This window comes from Filifactor villosus, assembly GCF_042652965.1.
Taxonomy (GTDB): Bacteria; Bacillota; Clostridia; order Peptostreptococcales; family Filifactoraceae; genus Filifactor; species Filifactor villosus.
On sequence record NZ_JBHSHL010000002.1, the window covers coordinates 29,450 to 46,804 of the forward strand.

At 42.9% G+C, this 17,355-nt stretch carries 19 protein-coding genes; 13 read left to right on the plus strand and 6 right to left on the minus strand.

The annotated features are described in order from the left end of the window. Positions 1 to 5 precede the first annotated feature (5 nt). Positions 6 to 371, minus strand: a complete 366-nt coding sequence (locus ACFO4R_RS00130) for an ArsR/SmtB family transcription factor (protein WP_379786912.1) — start codon at positions 369 to 371, stop codon at positions 6 to 8. Between the two features lie 315 nt (positions 372 to 686). Between ACFO4R_RS00130 and ACFO4R_RS00135 the strand changes: the two genes are divergently transcribed. Further along, positions 687 to 905, plus strand: coding sequence for a cation transporter (locus ACFO4R_RS00135; RefSeq protein WP_379786913.1), 219 nt, complete (start codon positions 687 to 689; stop codon positions 903 to 905). 365 nt (positions 906 to 1,270) lie between these two features. Further along, positions 1,271 to 3,154, plus strand: a complete 1,884-nt coding sequence (locus tag ACFO4R_RS00140; RefSeq protein ID WP_379786914.1) for a heavy metal translocating P-type ATPase — start codon at positions 1,271 to 1,273, stop codon at positions 3,152 to 3,154. Between the two features lie 522 nt (positions 3,155 to 3,676). Here the strand turns inward: ACFO4R_RS00140 and sufU are convergent. The 5 genes from sufU to sufC all read right to left on the minus strand — a co-directional run bounded on the left by sufU (position 3,677) and on the right by sufC (position 9,194). After that, positions 3,677 to 4,129, minus strand: a complete 453-nt coding sequence (sufU, locus tag ACFO4R_RS00145) for a Fe-S cluster assembly sulfur transfer protein SufU (protein ID WP_379786915.1) — start codon at positions 4,127 to 4,129, stop codon at positions 3,677 to 3,679. After that, entirely contained in the window at positions 4,119 to 5,354 is a 1,236-nt protein-coding gene (locus ACFO4R_RS00150) for an aminotransferase class V-fold PLP-dependent enzyme (RefSeq protein ID WP_379786916.1), read from the minus strand. Before ACFO4R_RS00150 ends, sufU begins: the two co-directional genes overlap by 11 nt. A gap of 659 nt (positions 5,355 to 6,013) precedes the next feature. Beyond that, a complete protein-coding gene (locus ACFO4R_RS00155) occupies positions 6,014 to 7,000 on the minus strand; it encodes a SufD family Fe-S cluster assembly protein (RefSeq protein ID WP_379786917.1) in 987 nt (328 codons plus the stop codon). Positions 7,001 to 7,016: 16 nt separating this feature from the next. Continuing rightward, positions 7,017 to 8,444, minus strand: a complete 1,428-nt coding sequence (gene sufB / locus ACFO4R_RS00160; protein WP_379786918.1) for a Fe-S cluster assembly protein SufB — start codon at positions 8,442 to 8,444, stop codon at positions 7,017 to 7,019. Positions 8,445 to 8,447: 3 nt separating this feature from the next. Next, positions 8,448 to 9,194, minus strand: a complete 747-nt coding sequence (gene sufC / locus ACFO4R_RS00165) for a Fe-S cluster assembly ATPase SufC (RefSeq protein ID WP_379786919.1) — start codon at positions 9,192 to 9,194, stop codon at positions 8,448 to 8,450. Between the two features lie 853 nt (positions 9,195 to 10,047). Between sufC and ACFO4R_RS00170 the strand changes: the two genes are divergently transcribed. The 11 genes from ACFO4R_RS00170 (at position 10,048) to ACFO4R_RS00220 (ending at position 17,213) form a co-directional block, all read left to right on the plus strand. Beyond that, a complete protein-coding gene (locus ACFO4R_RS00170) occupies positions 10,048 to 11,052 on the plus strand; it encodes an ABC transporter ATP-binding protein (protein ID WP_379786920.1) in 1,005 nt (334 codons plus the stop codon). A 1-nt stretch (position 11,053) separates the two neighbouring features. After that, positions 11,054 to 11,863 (plus strand): ABC transporter permease, encoded by an 810-nt coding sequence (locus ACFO4R_RS00175; RefSeq protein WP_379786921.1) that lies wholly within the window; start codon positions 11,054 to 11,056, stop codon positions 11,861 to 11,863. A gap of 3 nt (positions 11,864 to 11,866) precedes the next feature. After that, entirely contained in the window at positions 11,867 to 12,658 is a 792-nt protein-coding gene (locus ACFO4R_RS00180) for an ABC transporter permease (protein ID WP_379786922.1), read from the plus strand. 233 nt (positions 12,659 to 12,891) lie between these two features. Then, on the plus strand, positions 12,892 to 13,065 hold the full coding sequence (locus tag ACFO4R_RS00185; RefSeq protein ID WP_379786923.1) for a hypothetical protein: 174 nt from the start codon (positions 12,892 to 12,894) through the stop codon (positions 13,063 to 13,065). Next, the gene (locus ACFO4R_RS00190; protein WP_379786924.1) at positions 13,032 to 14,000 is read left to right on the plus strand and encodes a hypothetical protein; all 969 of its coding nucleotides are present in this window, start codon (positions 13,032 to 13,034) and stop codon (positions 13,998 to 14,000) included. Before ACFO4R_RS00185 ends, ACFO4R_RS00190 begins: the two co-directional genes overlap by 34 nt. A 209-nt stretch (positions 14,001 to 14,209) precedes the next feature. Continuing rightward, positions 14,210 to 14,785, plus strand: a complete 576-nt coding sequence (locus ACFO4R_RS00195) for a DNA-3-methyladenine glycosylase I (RefSeq protein ID WP_379786925.1) — start codon at positions 14,210 to 14,212, stop codon at positions 14,783 to 14,785. A gap of 19 nt (positions 14,786 to 14,804) precedes the next feature. Beyond that, the gene (locus ACFO4R_RS00200; protein WP_379786986.1) at positions 14,805 to 15,236 is read left to right on the plus strand and encodes a DUF6194 family protein; all 432 of its coding nucleotides are present in this window, start codon (positions 14,805 to 14,807) and stop codon (positions 15,234 to 15,236) included. A gap of 47 nt (positions 15,237 to 15,283) precedes the next feature. After that, positions 15,284 to 15,670, plus strand: coding sequence for a nuclear transport factor 2 family protein (locus ACFO4R_RS00205; RefSeq protein ID WP_379786926.1), 387 nt, complete (start codon positions 15,284 to 15,286; stop codon positions 15,668 to 15,670). 22 nt (positions 15,671 to 15,692) lie between these two features. Next, positions 15,693 to 16,199 carry a GNAT family N-acetyltransferase gene (locus ACFO4R_RS00210; RefSeq protein WP_379786927.1) on the plus strand — a complete coding sequence of 169 codons (507 nt, stop codon included), beginning with the start codon at positions 15,693 to 15,695 and terminating at the stop codon, positions 16,197 to 16,199. A gap of 67 nt (positions 16,200 to 16,266) precedes the next feature. Beyond that, positions 16,267 to 16,734, plus strand: coding sequence for a GNAT family N-acetyltransferase (locus ACFO4R_RS00215; RefSeq protein ID WP_379786928.1), 468 nt, complete (start codon positions 16,267 to 16,269; stop codon positions 16,732 to 16,734). Between the two features lie 26 nt (positions 16,735 to 16,760). Then, positions 16,761 to 17,213: a GNAT family N-acetyltransferase gene (locus tag ACFO4R_RS00220; protein ID WP_379786929.1), complete on the plus strand. Its 453-nt coding sequence runs from the start codon at positions 16,761 to 16,763 to the stop codon at positions 17,211 to 17,213. The last annotated feature ends 142 nt before the right edge of the window (positions 17,214 to 17,355 follow it).

Here is a 17,355-nt window from a genome sequence, read left to right on the forward strand (position 1 = left end):
CCTTTCTACTTCCAACACCCGATACTCATCAGTCTGTCGAGCGTCTCGTGCAACAACCTGCTCCTATCCGTATCCGAGATCCGGTAATATACTTCCTTGCCCCTCCTGTTGCTTATGATCAGATCTCTTTGCTTCAAAGCCCGAAGATGGTGCGACACCGCAGGGCTGGACATTTCCAACATTGCCGACAGGTTAATCACACATTCCTCACAATGGCATAGGATCCAAAAAAGACGAAGCCTTGTCACATCTCCAAGCTGTTTGAATATCTCCGAGGTCGCTCTGAACGTTTCGACCTCCTGCAACTCCTCCCTCAGGCGAAGGAGTTCCTTTTCATCTCCATGATGATGGGGCAACCTCTCTTTTTTCATAATTTCCTCCGATTTAGTCCGTTCGGAAACCTTTTTGCCCCTTTCGGGAGGGACAACTCTCCAAACGTTGACTTTCTGTTTGGCTGCTATTATACTATACTTACAACAACTAAACAAGCGTTTAATCGTCTGTGCCTGAATGCAGATCCCAAAACAAGATACAGGATCGTCCGGCAAAACTGACGGATACACAAACTAAGTACCTGTCGAACTCCGTCCGGACATAGGATTATCGAACACAACACCGGTAGTATGAGATCTCTATTGTAGGTACAAGACGGTTTCCATACAGAGATCAAGAAAGGAGAGCTTGAGATGAAAAAGACCTATAATATCGAAGTGGACTGTGCAAACTGTGCAAACCTGATGGAGGAAGCGACTCGTAAGACCAACGGGGTCAAATCCGCAACCATAAGCTTTATGACCCAAAAGATGAGAGTTGAATTTGAAGACGGCGAAGATGAAGAGGCCGTGATGAAAAATGTTCTGAAGGCCTGCAAAAAGATCGAACCCGACTGCGAGATCGAACTCTAAAATCCGAGAAAACCCTCCAAGCCCCGGCGTACAGGAGGGTCTTTGATAGTATATCTCGGCTCAAAAGCCGCTGTTGTTTCTATTTCAACGGACCGATTGTTAGTTGTGTCCTACTATCCGTTTGAACCGTTGATATTGATGATTTTGACTTTCTCAGACCGGAAATACTTTATTTTGATGAATAAGACCGATATAGTCGTACTTCTATCGAAGAACAAGATGAGCTCTATCGCCGCTTAAGTGTTTTTCGGTAACGATACATCCTCTTTCCCCGGCATATTGAGCGAAGAAACGTACAAATCGGTGTTATCCACAGTTCAAATGGCTAATTGTATTACATCATCATACAGAAAAGAGGAGTGATCATGAATAAAAAACAGAAGAAGATGCTTGTACGCATTATCTTTACCCTACTTGTACTTGCAGTTCTCCATCTTATCACCCTGTCCGCAGGCATCAAACTGTCACTGTACCTGATAACCTATCTGATCATCGGCTACGATGTTCTCAAAAAAGCCCTTCACGGTATCCTCAACCGCCAAGTCTTCAGCGAAAACTTCCTGATGGCGATAGCGACAATAGGGGCCTTCGCCCTCGCGATCTACACGGGAAGCGGAGACTACAACGAAGCCATAGCGGTTATGCTCTTCTACCAGATTGGGGAGCTCTTCCAAAGCTACGCGGTCGGCAAAAGTCGCAAGAACATCAACGAACTTATGGACATCCGCCCCGACTATGCAAACATCGAGGAGGACGGAGAACTCGTACAGGTCGATCCGGAAGAAGTCGCCGTCGGTTCCGTCATTGTCGTTCAGCCCGGGGAGAAGGTCCCGATCGACGGTATTGTACTATCAGGCACTTCGACCTTAAATACGAGTTCCCTGACCGGTGAAAGCCTGCCCCGTGACATCGGAGAAGGCGATGAGATCATCAGCGGCTGTATCAATATGACGGGAGTAATCAAGGTCAGAACAACGAAGGAGTTCGCAGATTCAACCGTTTCCAAAATCTTGGAGCTTGTGGAACATTCAAGTTCGCGAAAATCGAAGTCCGAGACCTTTATCGCGAAGTTCGCCAAGGTCTACACCCCCGCCGTCTGTTACGGAGCCTTGGCGTTGGCACTGTTTCCGCCCCTTGTCCGTTCCTTTGTGATGAACGCGGACGCGGATTGGAATATTTGGATCTACCGTGCCCTTACCTTCCTCGTTATCAGCTGTCCCTGTGCCCTTGTCATCAGTGTTCCCCTCAGCTTCTTCGCCGGCATAGGAGGAGCGAGCAAGGAGGGCATCCTCGTCAAGGGTTCAAACTATCTCGAGACTCTTTCGCAGACCAAAACCGTAGTCTTCGACAAGACCGGGACCCTGACTCAGGGAATCTTCGAGGTCAGTGACGTGCATCACAACGAACTCGACAAGCCCAAACTTCTGGAGCTGGCATCGTTGGCGGAGTACGCCTCCTCTCACCCCATCAGCAAGAGCCTGAAAAAGGCCTACGGCAAAGCCTTGGATCGAAGCAGGGTCAGTGAAGTGGAAGAACTCGGAGGTCAAGGAATCATCGCAAAGGTGGACACGATGTCCATCGCCGTGGGAAACCGTAAACTGATGCAGAAGGTTGGAGCCGATTTCATCGATTGCAGGAGTCCCGGCACCATCATCCATGTCGCCATCGAAGGCGACTATGCCGGCCACATTGTCGTTTCCGATGTCGAAAAACCCTCTTCCCGACAAGCCATTTCGCAGCTCAAGCAGGCAGGGGTCAAAAAAACCGTAATGCTGACGGGCGATATCCGCAAGGTCGCGGACAAGGTCGCCTCCGATTTAGGGATTGATGAAGTCCGAAGTGAACTCCTCCCCGCCGACAAGGTCCACGAGGTCGAGAAGCTCCTCATGGACAATCCTTCCGGCAAACTCGCCTTTGTAGGCGACGGGATCAACGATGCTCCCGTGCTTACCCGGGCCGATATCGGTATCGCCATGGGTGCCATGGGCTCGGATGCCGCAATCGAAGCTGCGGATGTCGTACTGATGGACGATGATCCTTTGAAGATTGCAAAGGCCATCAAGATCTCCCGCAAGTGTATCGGCATCGTCTACCAAAACATCGTCTTTGCTCTTGTTGTCAAGTTTGCCTGCCTTGCACTGGGAGCCTTCGGAATCGCCAATATGTGGTTTGCCATCTTTGCGGATGTGGGAGTCATGGTCCTTGCCATCCTGAACGCCATTCGCGCCTTGAGGGTGCACAGCCTTTGATATCAGAGACGACTGCCCGTCCTCTCGTATCTAAAGGCAATACCGCACAAGTATGAAATCTTGATTTTCCTATTGATTTGTAAGAAACGAAACCTTGTAGAATCAAAATCTTCGAGAAATTCAGTGCTTATATAAAAATAATTTTACGATGATTTTTTGAATTATGCGGCATCTCCCTAATACTATGGAAACACCGTACAAGGGCAAACTTCTGATTTTCATTTCGGTTTATAAAATACGAAGGTCTGTCAAATCAACATTTTTAGAGCTTCATCCTTATGTATAGAGTTGACTTTATGCTGACTTTTCAAATTGTGCGGTCTTTTTCTATCATTCCTTTGAATTGCGGATAGAAACAATCTGTGATCCATAGAAGATACAACGGTTTTTCGCGGTCGAAAAATAGATATAACCACACTTCTACCGGAGAATAGTATAAGGGCAGACAAGCTGCAGATAACAAAACACTCCTCCTAAACCATATAGGGGAGTGTTTTGTTGTCGCACTGCTACCAATTTGTTCTACTCGACTTTTTTGCCTTCCTCCATCTTCTCAATGATAATGCGGAGGGTATGCCAGGCCAGGACTGCACACTTGACCCTCGCCGGCATATTCGAGATGTTTTGCAAGGCGATCGCATCCCCGAGCATCTCTTCCAACTCGTCATCCGGCTCAATATCCTTCCTGATCAGGGCTAAAAATCTGTCGACGAGCTCTCCTGCCTCTCGAAGGCTCCTTCCCTTGATCAAATCGATCATCATGGAAGCGGAGGCCTGAGAGATGGCACAACCTTCCCCGACAAAACTCGCATCTCGGATCAGGTCTCCTTCCACTTCCAATTGTAGGACGATTTCATCCCCACAGCTCGGATTGTGGCCCGCCTCCTTGTGAGTACAGTGTGCAAGCTCCCTTCGGTTCTGCGTATTTCGACTTTCTTCCAAGATCAACTGCGTATAGATGTCCTTAAGTTCCATAACCCATGACCCTCCTTACCTCCTTGAGTTTCTCCACAAAGAGATCGACTTCCTCCAAGGTGTTGTACAGGGCAAAACTCGCCCTGCAAGTCGCATTGAGCCCCAGATATTTGTGCAGGGGCATGGTACAGTGATGCCCCGTGCGGATGGCGATGCCGTAGGTATCCAGGATGCTCGAAACATCGTGAGAGTGCACATCCCTGACATTGAAGGCGACAAGGGGAGAACAATCCTCGGAAGCACTGCGATAGATGTCCACAAAACCCAACTCCTTCAGTCTTCGGCAGGCATAGTTCGCCAACTCCTTCTCATGTCGGCAAATCTCCTCCAAGCCGACCTCCTCGACATAGTCGATCGCCCTGTGAAGAGCCGCGGCCCCTCCGACGTTCTGGGTCCCCGCCTCAAATCGGGCGGGAACGGGTGCAAAGGTCGCCTCCTGTTCATATACATACTCGATCATATCCCCTCCGTACTGGTAGGGCGACATCTTCTCCAAGACCTCCCTCTTCGCATACAGAACACCGATCCCCATCGGTGCATAGATCTTATGTCCCGAAAACACCGCAAAGTCACAGCCAAGCTCCTGAACATCAAGTCTTTGGTGGGGGATCAACTGCGCCGCATCGATGACGGTGACCGCTCCCACCTTCTTTGCCTCACGCACAAGTTCTGCAAGATCGGGCCTCGTCGCTATCACATTGGACGCACCCGTGATCGATAAGAGCTTCGTCTTCGGACCAAGTTTCCTTCGAAAATCCTCCATGTCCAAATTCAAGCCTTCATCGAGGTAGACATAGTTCAGGACTGCTCCGGTCTTTTGTGCAACAAACTGCCAAGTTACCAAATTGCTGTGATGTTCCATCACCGAAATCAGGATCTCATCGCCCGCCTTCAGATGTCGCAACGCATAGGAGGTAGCGATCAGGTTCAAGCCCTCCGTAGCATTTCTCACAAAGATAATCTCCTCGCAGGACGCCGAATTCAAGAACCTCCCCACCCTATCTCTGGCAGCTTCGTACAACTGTGTTGCTCGTATTCCGAGATAGTGCGCTCCCCTGTGAGGGTTGGCATTTTCGTAGGAATAGTAGTTCTTCAGCGCTTCGATCACAGGCTTCGGCTTCTGCGTGGTCGCAGCGTTATCCAAGTACAGGATCTTCCTACCGACTCCTCCTTCGTCAAGGTAGGCAAAATCCCGGCGAAATCTCTCCACCTCAAATCGTTCCATCCGCAAAACCTCCCTTTATACTATGAAAACCTCGCACAAAGGCGAATTTCCGATCTTCCTGCAATACTATTCTCCGTTTGAAATGCCGGGTATGCAGAATATGCAATTGCTGAAAACAATCCGGATAATCCTATGCTTTCAAAGCATTCAACCTGTCAATTCTAATAGATCTTAGTATAAGCTCACAGGATACACAAATCGGATCAATCCCTTCAACAATTTCATCCTTCATACAACATTGGTTTTATACTGTTACGGATATACTTTGTAAAGGAAAACACTTGATTTTTCTTTGTGCTTATAAAATACCGAAGTTTATCAAATCAACATCTCCAACGATTTCATTCTTCGTAATAAAATTGATTTTGTGCCGGTCTTTCGAATAATTCTATATTGCCCTCTTATACTATGGAAACACCGCACAAAGGCAGGTTCCTGATTTTCCTCCGGTTTTACAAAACACGAATACCTGTAATATCAATACTTTTAAGAGTTTTGCCCTTCGTATAAAATCGGTTTTATGCTGATTTTTCTAATTATGCGGTATATACCTATTCTCCGATAGAAGTATGGATATATTTATTCTGCAACCACGAAAACCCGCTTCATCTTCTATGAGTTACACAACGTTTCTATCCATAGCTCAAAGGAAAATAGTATTACATCGCTCCTTCAATCCGCTCCCAAACCTTCTTCTTCAATTCCTCGTCGAAGATCAGATCCAAGGTCGGGGTCAACTTGGACTCCACAACGATCTTCTTCGCCTGCGACAGGTTCAATCCCCTGCTCATAATATAGAAGAGAAGGTCTTCGTCGATCTTGCCCGCGCTCGCGGCATGCACCCCTTCCACGTCGTCCTCCTGACAGAGCAGGATGGGTACGGCGATGTTTCTGACACCGTCGTTAAGCAGGGTCGCATACTCTTCCTCGCTTCCCTTCGACTCGGAAGAGCCCTTCTTAAAGTCGATCGTTCCCTTGAAAGTCTTCTTCGCCTCATCCTTCAAGGCCCCGTTTACACGGATCCGACTCCCGGTCTTTTTTGCGATGTGGTCGATATTGTAGAACAGATCAAGCTCACGGCTCCCGTCGACAAAGTAGATACTGTCGATCTCGACCTCGGCGGCCTCGCCTAAAAGATCGACTTCGCACCCGAAGAAGGACTTCTGCGATCCGATCTCCGCCTGTATCAGATGAAACCTCGCATCCTTGTGTACATCCGCCTTCAACGATACCAAGGCTGAATGACGATCGTCGTTTCGCGACAGGTAGCAGACCTTGACCTCGGAACCTTCTTCAGCTACGACCCTTATGGAAGTTCTGCGAAAACTCTCTTCCTCAGAAAAATCGTTCTCACAGTCCAGAATAAGAAAGATTCTGCTGTTCTTGCGTGCAAGGATGAGATCATGATCGATCAAGACCCTCTTTTCCCTGCCTGAAATACGGCTGATCTTCCTGCCCTGAAGAAGCTCTCCCTCAAACGCTTCCACGACTTCCCGATCCGTGGATCCGTCCCCTTCAAGATCCTCTTCTCCCAAACTTCGGTCCGTTATAGAGAGGAAGTCTCTTACGAAGTCCGGTAATTCGAACTCCGCATGGTTTACCTTCGCCTGCCTCCACGTCAACAACGGCAGTGTATTGAATTTCATCCTCAAGACCTCCTCTCTAACCGATGGTTCCTTCCAATTCCAAATTGATCAAATTATTCATCTCTACTGCATACTCCAAGGGAAGTTCCTTAGCGATGGGCTCCGCAAAACCTCTCACGATCATCGACTTCGCCTCCTGCTCGCTGATCCCCCTCGACATCAGATAGAAGATGACCTCATCATCGATCCTTCCTATCTTCGCCTCATGCCCCAGATCGACATCCTGCGTTGCGATATCTATGACGGGGATCGTATCCGACCTGGAGATATCGTCGAGCATCAATGACTCACAGCTCACACTCGACTTGGAACCCTTCGCCGCCTCCGTAATCTTCACAAGACCTCGATAGATCGCGACTCCTCCGTCCTTCGATATCGACTTGGTGTTGACCGTCGAAGAAGTGTTCTCCGCCGCATGGATGACCTTCGTCCCCGTATCGAGAAACTGACCCCTGCCCGCAAAGGTAATCCCTGTAAACTCGCTCCTTGCACCTCTGCCCTTCAGAATACTCATGGGATACAACATCGAGACCCGAGATCCGAAGGAACCTGAGACCCACTCGATAGCTCCGTCCTCCTCCACGATGGCACGTTTGGTATTGAGGTTGTACATATTCCGCGACCAGTTCTCGATTGTGGAGTAACGCAGGGTTGCACCCTTGCCCACAAACAGCTCCACCGCACCGGCATGGATGTTGACAACGTTGTATCCGGGAGCCGAACAGCCCTCGATAAAGTGACAGTAGGCTCCGTCCTCCACGATGATCAGGGTGTGTTCAAACTGCCCCGCTCCCGGTGCATTCAACCGGAAGTATGACTGGAGGGGCACATCGACCCGAACCCCCGCCGGAACATAGACGAAGGACCCTCCGGACCAGACCGCGCCGTGCAGGGCGGCATACTTGTGGTCCGTATTGGGGATGCAGGTCATAAAATACTTCCTTACCACATCCTCATACTCCCTGACCGCCGTCTCAAAATCCGTGTAGATCACGCCCTTCTCCAAGAGCTCCTTTTGAATATTGTGGTAGACAACCTCCGAATCGTACTGGGCTCCTACTCCGGACAGGTTTCTCCTTTGCTCCGCCTCCGGAATCCCCAAGAGGGCAAAGGTATTGCGGATATCAACAGGAACCTGATCCCAATCCTCAACCAAGCCTGCATCCGGACGGATATAAGTCGTAATCTTATCGATATTTACCTCCGAAAGGTCGGGTCCCCAGATCGGGTTCTCCAACTCGTAGAACTTCTCGAGCGAATCCAGACGAAAACGATGCATCCAGTCCGGTTCATCCTTCTCCTTTGAAATCTGATCGACAATCTCCTTCGTCAGTCCCTTCTCCGTCTTGAGCTTGTAGGTAAACGCGTTCTTAACATCGTAGATACCGCGGCTGACATCGTCGACCCGTGTTTTTTTGCGTTCTCTCCCTTCCTGTCCCGACATCGATTACACCTCCTCCTTCATCCACAGATAACCCCTCTTTTCGATCTCATCCATCAATGACGCATCGGAGGTCTTAACCAGACGTCCGTCAATCAGCACATGGACGAAGTCCGGCTTGATCCTTCCGACGATCTCCTTATGGTGAGTGATGATGAGAAGAGCATTGTCAGAGGTTCTGTAGCGATCGATCCCGTCCGCTACGATCCGCACCGCATCGACATCAAGACCGGAGTCCGTCTCATCGAGGATCGCCAGCTTGGGATTGAGCATCCTCATCTGAAGGATTTCATTTTTCTTCTTCTCTCCTCCCGAAAATCCGTAGTTCAGATAGCGGTCGACATACTCGCTCTTCATATCGAGCTCTTCCATCGTTTCTCCAAGCTCTCTCGCAAACTTCACGACGGAAATCTTCTTCCCCTCTATCGCCGACTTTGCCGCACGAATAAAATTGGCAACACTGATTCCCGAAACCTCTACCGGAGATTGAAACGACATAAATATCCCTCTTTTCGCCCTTTCATCCGCCGGCAGATCCGTGATATCCTCCCCTTCAAAAAGGATCTCTCCTTCCGTGATCGAATACTTGGGATTGCTCATGATTACATTGGCAAGGGTCGACTTGCCCGAGCCGTTGGGACCCATAACCACATGGACTTCCCCCCTGTTTATCGTCAGATCGATATCCCTCAAGATCTTCTTATCTCCCGCATTCACAGAGAGCTGTCTTACTTCCAGCAGTGTTGTATCCATCTTCCTACCTCCTCGTCTCTTACGAAGAAACCTGTTGAACAAGATAAGAGAAGAAAGCCTGTTCGGATATGCCTCCCCTCTTTAATTCCTACCATTTTAGTATGAATTATATTATACCAAAACCTGTCCCTTTTTTCAACAAGGCGGGCTCTTCGCCAAAGTCCCAAGAAGTGAAACCCATCTTTGTAAGTCTTGCAAACACTCGCGATTCTCCCTACAAGCACTCAAAAAAAAGAAGATAAATTTTATCACTTGAACTTCTTTGTCAGCGTTTGATCAGCAAAATGTTTAAGGAACTACCGCACAGAGGTATATCTCGATGTTGTTGTATGGATCACAAAAGTCTTGTGAAATGAATGCTTTCAGAGATTCCATTCTTCCTATAAAACCATTTTGTACTGATAATACAAATTATGCCGGATCTCCTTAATATTGATAATTGTCAGCACTTTCTTTCCCCCTTCTAAGTTTCCTGTTTTCTTAAAGGGGTAACGGGCTTTGGTGATGGCGGAAATTATTTTTTGTATTTTTCATTTTATTTTTTGTAGTTTTATATTTCTATAAACACAATATAATGATATACTAATTTTTAAAGTTAACATTTGTGATAATAAAGATATGATTAAGGCAATACCGAACAAAGGAAAAATTTTGATTTTCTTATGGATTTGTAAAAATAGAATTGTGTCAAATCAATGCTTTTAAGAAATTCAGCATCCCTTTAAAAGTGATGTTACAATGATTGTTTGAATTATGCGGCGTTTCCTTAATTTTAATCAAGTTCTTGGCAAGCCAAGTAACAAAAATAAAATAGATAGACCTGTTTACAAGGAGTACATCAAAGGAGAAGATAATGAAAACTATAGTTGAAACTAATGATGTTGTGATCGATATAGAGATGGTGTCGAAGGTCTATAAGGTGAAGGAAAAATCTAACGGGAAAATACTCAAGAGAATATTCAGCCCGAGCACCTACAAAAATGTAGTGGCCATAGATGAGGCATCGTTCCAAATATCGAGGGGTGAATTTATCGGTTTAGTCGGTAACAACGGTGCGGGAAAATCAACACTGGTAAAGATGATGACAGGTATTTTATACAACACCTCAGGTCAGATCAAAGTTTTGGGGAACGACCCTTATAAGAAGAGATTGGAAAACAACAAAAGAATGAGCGTGGTATTCGGTCAAAGAACGCAATTAAGGTGGGATCTGTCCCCATTAGACTCTTTTCACTTATTAAAGGTTATCTATGATATTGAAGATCGGGCATATGATGAAAACCTTAAAAAGTTTATAGAATTATTCGAGATGGAACCATTTATAAAACAACCGGTTAGAACCTTGAGTTTAGGACAAAAGATGAAATGTGAGATCACTGCTGCATTTCTTCATGATCCGGAAATCGTACTTCTGGACGAACCGACCATAGGTTTGGATATTTTCAGCAAAGATGCCATTATCGGCTTTCTCAATGAGATGAAGGCGAGCAGAAACGTCACAATATTACTGACCACGCACGATATGAACGAGATCAGTCAGGTTTGTGACCGCGTAATATTCTTAGACAAAGGAAGGGTAATCGTCGATGAAGACATAAACAGGCTGATGGAAATAAATATCTCTAAAAGCGATGTATCCGTCCTGACCCATAACAGGGCTCCTGTTAACATCCAATGCGACTTTGAACTTAACGCAGTCTACAGCGACTATAAGATAGAGATCAAACAAGTGGAAAACGAAAGGATATTTGATGTCATCGCCGCATTGATGGAGCATAATCAGATCAAGGATATTACAATCGAGAAAGAAAGCTTTACGGATATCGTAAAGAAGATCTACGGGGTGAAAAACAGTTGATATGCGAACAATAAAGAACTATTCAATATATGCCTATTTAAGTGCCAAGACTTCATTTAATGAATTGTATACCTACAAAGCGGCTTCTCTTTTAAACTTTACAACTCAAATGATACTGATCCTTGCGCAGTTTTATTTGTGGAGATCCGTCTACGAAAACACTACAAGTATAAACAACTATACCTTTACCGATATGATCACCTATTTAGTCATCAGTTATTCTGTCGGGAGGTCCTATCCCTTCAATGTAAGCAGTCAATTCGGTCGAATGGTCAAGGACGGTGAGATCATTCATAGCCTATTAAAGCCCATTGCGTTTGAATACCGGTTGCTTACGGATTCTTTCGGCGAGTTGTTATATAAACTGTTGTTTATTTCCACACCCATCCTGATGACGGGGTACTTGTTTCTGGGAATCGAATTATCGTTGGCACCCGGAGAATTGCTCACATTTTTCTTGTTTTGGGGCAGTTCTTATGCCTTCATTTTTGTGTTGGAGCTATTTGTCGGGGTTTTCAGTTTTTATACGCACAGCCTTTGGGGGATCAATAATTTCAAAACATCTGTTATCAATCTCCTGTCAGGAAAGCTGTTGCCTTTAAACTTCTACCCTTTCGTATGTAGAAAAATTATGTATTACCTTCCATTTTCAACCATATATTTTATTCCGATCAATATTTTGTTGAAAAAAGAAGTAAGTAATATTTCCCTTTTTCTGCTTATCCTATGGTGTTCCACGATAACCCTATTTGTCTTGTATAAGGTCTTATCATCCATTATGATTAAGAAAATTATGATCCAAGGGGGCTAGGAAATGGAAGAATTAAAACGAACATGGAAGCTGTTTATCACCTTCTATAAAATCAATATTAAATCCATTGCGGTTTACGATAAAGACTTCTATTTCGGGATCCTATCCATGATGATGGAATATGCTGCCGGTATAGTGGTACTTCTATTTGTATTTAATCTGGCAGAAGATATTAACGGCTGGAGTCTCGACGAAGTTTTATTTTTATACGGATTCAACCTGATCGGCTTCTCTCTTTGGTCATGTTTTTTCATCAACACAATCAGTTTGCCCTACTATATAAGAGACGGTTCTTTTGATCGCTTTCTGTTGAGACCCGTCTCGCCGATTTTTCAAATTATGATGGATGGCTTTGATGAAGATTCTTGGGGTGAGTTGATCACGGGCCTTTTAGTTTTCTTGTATGCATGGTTTAATCTTGGTATCGAATGGTATCTCTTGATCTTTACGCCCATATTTTTTATTTCCGCCTGTCTCATCTATGCGGGAATATCCATTATGCTTTCCACACTTTCTTTCTTTACAATCGGGAAGTCCGATTTTGCTAATTTGACCATGGAGTTTAAGGAGTTTGCCAAATATCCGTTAAGTATATATAACAAGGCTCTCCAAGTTATATTTACAACGATTATCCCCATCGGGTTTGCAGCATTTTACCCAAGTTTGATTTTTATTAAGGACTCTAATCTAAGTTACTTGATCGTACTCGTCCCCTTCGTTTCATACGCTTATTTCAAGTTTTCCAAGTTTGTCTGGTATAGGGGAATGAAGAGATACGGGAGTACGGGATCCTAAAAAACAAAGGAGTTTGATCTTGTATAATACTATTTTTCAATAGAAGTGTGGTTATATCCACTTTATGACTACGAACATCCTTGTTATCTTCTGTTGAGTACAGGGTTCTGATATCCACAACTCAAATGAATCATATGTATAAGGAGTTATAGAATTAAGAAGAACACTTCATCACTATTTGAGTGAAAGATGTTTTGCTTAATTCTTTTTTTATTGTTTGAAAGGAGTGATTTATGATAAAAGGCTTGGAAAACCTAAATGACAGACAAAAAGAAATCCTATTCAAAACCAATGAACTCCATAAAAATGCAGTCGGTAATGAGTACAAAGATGGGATCAGCATTGTAGAGGTATGGTTGGAAAAAGGAGTTCTTTGTGCAAAGAAGAAATCCCGACCATTCATTTAGGAGCAAGTGCGAGTGCAATGGAGCGAAAAGGAATACAAACCGACAAGGGCAACTACAACCGAGAAATCAAACGACATAATCATCTGGTCAAGATGATGAAAGAGCAACTTCATAATATCACTGATTGGATTAAAGACTATCTCAAAGACCTTACCGACCAATTCAAGATATTTAGTCGGGAGAGCAAGAAAGAGATGGAAAGCGAGCCGAAGCTCTTTAATCTCAGAGAGTACATCGAGGTTTACAAGATGATACAGGACGAAAAGCAAAAACTTCTCAAAGGCTATGCCAAGCAGAATAAAGCGAGGTATGACTTTAAGAAATTTGCGGACGCTCATTTCTATCTCAGTACCAATCAGCTAAACACTCTTGCCGACCTCTCCGAGCATATCAAGGAACTAAAAAGCAAAAGCTACCAGTTAAACGGACAGGCAAAAGAGAACTATGCCAAAATGGAAAGCCTTGATAAAAAACTTCTCTACTACGACCTGCTCCAAAAGAATAAGAGTATCTATCAGACTTATCAATACAAAGTCTTTTTCAAAGAAAAGTATCGCAACGACCATCTTGATGAAATCGAGCAATATGAAAATGCCAAGAAACAACTGATAAGGCTTATCGGAGAACATAAAAAAGCAGAGCCTAAGAAGTGGAAAGCCGAGAAAAAAGAACTCAGCAAAGAACTTGCCCTCATCAATGCAGAAAAAGAAAACATTGCAAAGGCTTATCAATCCGTCAACCATATCAAATATGCGACCAAAATCGTCAATGAGGAACTGGGTATTGATTTAAGTGTTGTGATTGATGAGATGATACGAGAGGGAGAAAAGCCAAGCACCATCGCACAGATAAAGGCATTCCAAGAACAAATCAAAAGAGAGGACGAGATGAGAGAGGAAAAGAAGATTTACAGAAATCACAGAGAGGGCGAGTGATGAGATAGTAATTTATAATATTCTCCAATCATCAAATTATTTTTTCTTCCCTAATTCAATGACTTAAACTATTCTTACAAAGATTAATCAAATGACAAATAGTTCCATTAATGTTATAATTATGTTGGTTGAATTAATAAGTTTATAAGTAGAGTGTTGTTGGAGCAGTTCTTTTGTTCTAAAATACCAATTAAAATAAGGATTAACTGATGGATAAGAAAATTAAAAGATGTGGTTGGGCGAACTATAATCAGCTTGAAAAGGAATACCACGATGAAAAATGGGGAATCCCCGTATTTGAAGATAAGGAATTATTTAAGATGCTTTGTTTGGAAGGAATGCAAGCCGGTCTTAGCTGGGTTACCGTGTTAAAGAAAATGCAAGCGTTTTGTGAAGCTTATGATGATTTTGATCCTGAAATTGTTGTAAACTATGATGAAAAAAAGGAAGAAGAGCTTCTTCAAAACGAAGGAATCATACGCAATCGTTTGAAAGTGAAGTCTGTTGCAATTAATGCAAAATCCTACTTTAAGGTATGTGAGGAGTTCGGCTCATTCAGCAATTATCTATGGGGCTTTGTCAATCATAAGCCGATTATCAATTCTTGGAAGAAGCTGGAAGAAGTCCCTGCAAAAACCGAGCTTTCGGACAAAATAAGCAAAGATTTGAAAAAAAGAGGCTTTAAGTTTGTCGGCTCTACCATCGTATATGCGTTTATGCAAGCAGTAGGAATGGTTAATGATCACCTTTTAGATTGTGATTTTAGAAGAGTGGAGGTGAAATAAGATATTACCGGGAGATATTATCAAGTATTGTAGAGAGAACTTAGATGGTATTGTAATAGTTGATAGCTGGGGAGAGCAAGGAGTGTTTTATAACCCAAGTGGAAAACTTAAAAGAGGAATTTATATTATGACCGTCAAAGAAAAAGATGGTGAGAATGACAGTAGTTCCGATCTGAATAGAGAAAACACATACAGAGTCAATGTCGGTGTTAGAAAGAATACTTTTATCGATCTTTTTGGGAATGTTCCCGAAAGACCGGCGAAAGGGTGTACCGTTGAAGTGGATTATGATTTTACACAGAAAGATAAAATTATGCCACATCCGGTATATGCATGGATGTCTTGGATTTGTTGTTTGAATCCAAGTGAGGACACATTTGAGAAGATGAAGCCGTTTATAACTGAAGCGTACGAGTATGCTAAGGAAAAATATGCGAAGAAGAAAGTGTAACCCAAATTTTCCTAATGAGATAATGAAGATACAAATAAAATAAAATTGTGAAAGTTGAGAGTGAAGCAATGCTCAAAGAGTTTTGGAAAGCCATTGTTGGGCAGAACCCCAATGAGATACGAAAGTATTTTAAAGAAACGGCAATCATCAGATGGCATAATACCAATGAAAAATTTACTTTGGAAGAATATATAAGAGCCAACTGTGAATATCCGGGAAAATGGGATTGTGAAGTTGAAAGAATAGAAGAAATAGGAAATTTAATCATTACAGTAACGAGAGTATTCAGTACGGATGGCTCTGTTTCCGTCCATGCAACTTCTTTTCTTAGAATGGAAGATGGTAAAATTGCTTCAATGGACGAATATTGGGGTGATGATGGAGAAACTCCGAAGTGGCGATTGGATATGGAGATAGGGAAAAAAATTAGATGATTTGGAGGTTGTAGGAGGAGAAATGAAGTTTCGACTATCAACTTTAAGTGATTTACCTCAGCTAAAAAGAGTTTACAGGGACATTGTCCAAGATATGAATGCTAAAGATATAAGGATTTGGGATGACATTTATCCTTGTGAGTTTTTAGAGGAAGATATTAGAAAAAATCAACTCTATGTTTTAACTGACAAGGATGAGATTGTTTCTGCATTTGCTTTAACTAAGACAAATTTTGGGGAATCATCAGTAGAATGGACGAATGAAAGCAGCAAAGTGTACTACTTAGACCGATTAGGAGTAAATAAGGAATATTCAAACAAAGGCATAGGTAGTTATATGCTTGACAAAGCAAAAAATGTTAGTAAAAGTTTGGGGGCGGAATATTTAAGGCTTTTTGTAGTAGATGTTAATGAACCCGCAATTCGCTTATATCTTAAAAATGGATTTGAAAAAGTCGATGGTATCTACGAAGAAAAGTTTGATGACGGATTCATTTTGCGTGAGTTTGGATATGAGATAAAGCTATAAAATTCTTATAATTTAAATTTTATTGGGTAGTGCATGATAACGAATTTGATATTGGTTGGAGGAAAAAATGATACAAATTGAAGAAATAGATTTGCGGAATTTAAGTGATTTCTGGGTTTCACATATTGAATACCTAATCGAAGATGGAATAATTTGTGATGAGGAAGATATTTCTTATTTTTCGGGTAATGAATATCGTGGTATTTTGGAAGAGCACATGATACGAGATAAAGATAAGCAACATATGATTTATTTTTGTAGGGATGAGAAAAGAATAGGGGCTGCATCTTATTGCACATATCAAAGTGAAGATGGGAAATGCTTTATACTTGACTTTTGGGTATTTCCGGAATTTCGAGGAAGTGGGACAGGTCATCAGTGTTTTGAGGCATTTGAAAAATACACAAGATTAGATGGTGCTGAATATTATGAGCTAAATTCACAAAAAGAAAATTCTATTCGATTTTGGAAATCTCTCGGATTTGTTGAAAATGGGAAAGATGAGTATGATATGTTGTTACTGATAAAGAAGTAAATTAGATCCTGTTGGAGGAAGTAACAATGATTTTTAGAGATATTGATAAATCAAACTATTGGGACTGCATGATGTTGAAAATTGATGATAGTCAAGAAGGGTTTGTCTCCGATAACAAACAGTCATTAGTTGAAGCTACTTATGAAGACGGACTTTATACTTTGGGTATTTATTACGAGGACACAATGGTAGGTTTTATCTTGTATGACTATGATGAAGCTTTTCCTGGATGGTCTATGAGCCGTTTTATGATAGGAAAGCAATTTCAAGGGAAAGGCTATGGGAAACAGGCAATAGTAGCATTTTTTGATTATTTTAAGAAAAAACACAATGCAGATAAATTGTATATAAGTGTTTCTTTAGAAAATTTAGTTGCATATAAAATGTTTACTTCCCTCGGGTTCAAAGAGATAAAAGAAATAGAATACACATTTTGTGAGAAGCATTTTAGAGAAATGCAGATGATGAAGGAGTTATAACAGAGGTACAATTCCAAGTTTGATGAATAGATTTTTTATGTAAAATTACCACAATAGCGATTAGAGATTGTTCTAATCGTTTTTTTATTGCCAAAAATGAAAGGAGCAAATCAATGATAAACGAAGATATTTCAAAAGAAGT

Coding starts and splice junctions, on each gene's coding strand:
- sufB (WP_379786918.1), bottom strand. CDS start 8,444: ATGTCGGGACAGGAAGGGAGAGAACGCAAAAAAACACGGGTCGACGAT.
- ACFO4R_RS00215 (WP_379786928.1), top strand. CDS start 16,267: ATGATACAAATTGAAGAAATAGATTTGCGGAATTTAAGTGATTTCTGG.
- sufC (WP_379786919.1), bottom strand. CDS start 9,194: ATGGATACAACACTGCTGGAAGTAAGACAGCTCTCTGTGAATGCGGGA.
- ACFO4R_RS00220 (WP_379786929.1), top strand. CDS start 16,761: ATGATTTTTAGAGATATTGATAAATCAAACTATTGGGACTGCATGATG.
- ACFO4R_RS00195 (WP_379786925.1), top strand. CDS start 14,210: ATGGATAAGAAAATTAAAAGATGTGGTTGGGCGAACTATAATCAGCTT.
- ACFO4R_RS00180 (WP_379786922.1), top strand. CDS start 11,867: ATGGAAGAATTAAAACGAACATGGAAGCTGTTTATCACCTTCTATAAA.
- ACFO4R_RS00170 (WP_379786920.1), top strand. CDS start 10,048: ATGAAAACTATAGTTGAAACTAATGATGTTGTGATCGATATAGAGATG.
- ACFO4R_RS00130 (WP_379786912.1), bottom strand. CDS start 371: ATGAAAAAAGAGAGGTTGCCCCATCATCATGGAGATGAAAAGGAACTC.
- ACFO4R_RS00140 (WP_379786914.1), top strand. CDS start 1,271: ATGAATAAAAAACAGAAGAAGATGCTTGTACGCATTATCTTTACCCTA.
- ACFO4R_RS00185 (WP_379786923.1), top strand. CDS start 12,892: ATGATAAAAGGCTTGGAAAACCTAAATGACAGACAAAAAGAAATCCTA.
- sufU (WP_379786915.1), bottom strand. CDS start 4,129: ATGGAACTTAAGGACATCTATACGCAGTTGATCTTGGAAGAAAGTCGA.
- ACFO4R_RS00150 (WP_379786916.1), bottom strand. CDS start 5,354: ATGGAACGATTTGAGGTGGAGAGATTTCGCCGGGATTTTGCCTACCTT.
- ACFO4R_RS00135 (WP_379786913.1), top strand. CDS start 687: ATGAAAAAGACCTATAATATCGAAGTGGACTGTGCAAACTGTGCAAAC.
- ACFO4R_RS00175 (WP_379786921.1), top strand. CDS start 11,054: ATGCGAACAATAAAGAACTATTCAATATATGCCTATTTAAGTGCCAAG.
- ACFO4R_RS00210 (WP_379786927.1), top strand. CDS start 15,693: ATGAAGTTTCGACTATCAACTTTAAGTGATTTACCTCAGCTAAAAAGA.
- ACFO4R_RS00155 (WP_379786917.1), bottom strand. CDS start 7,000: ATGAAATTCAATACACTGCCGTTGTTGACGTGGAGGCAGGCGAAGGTA.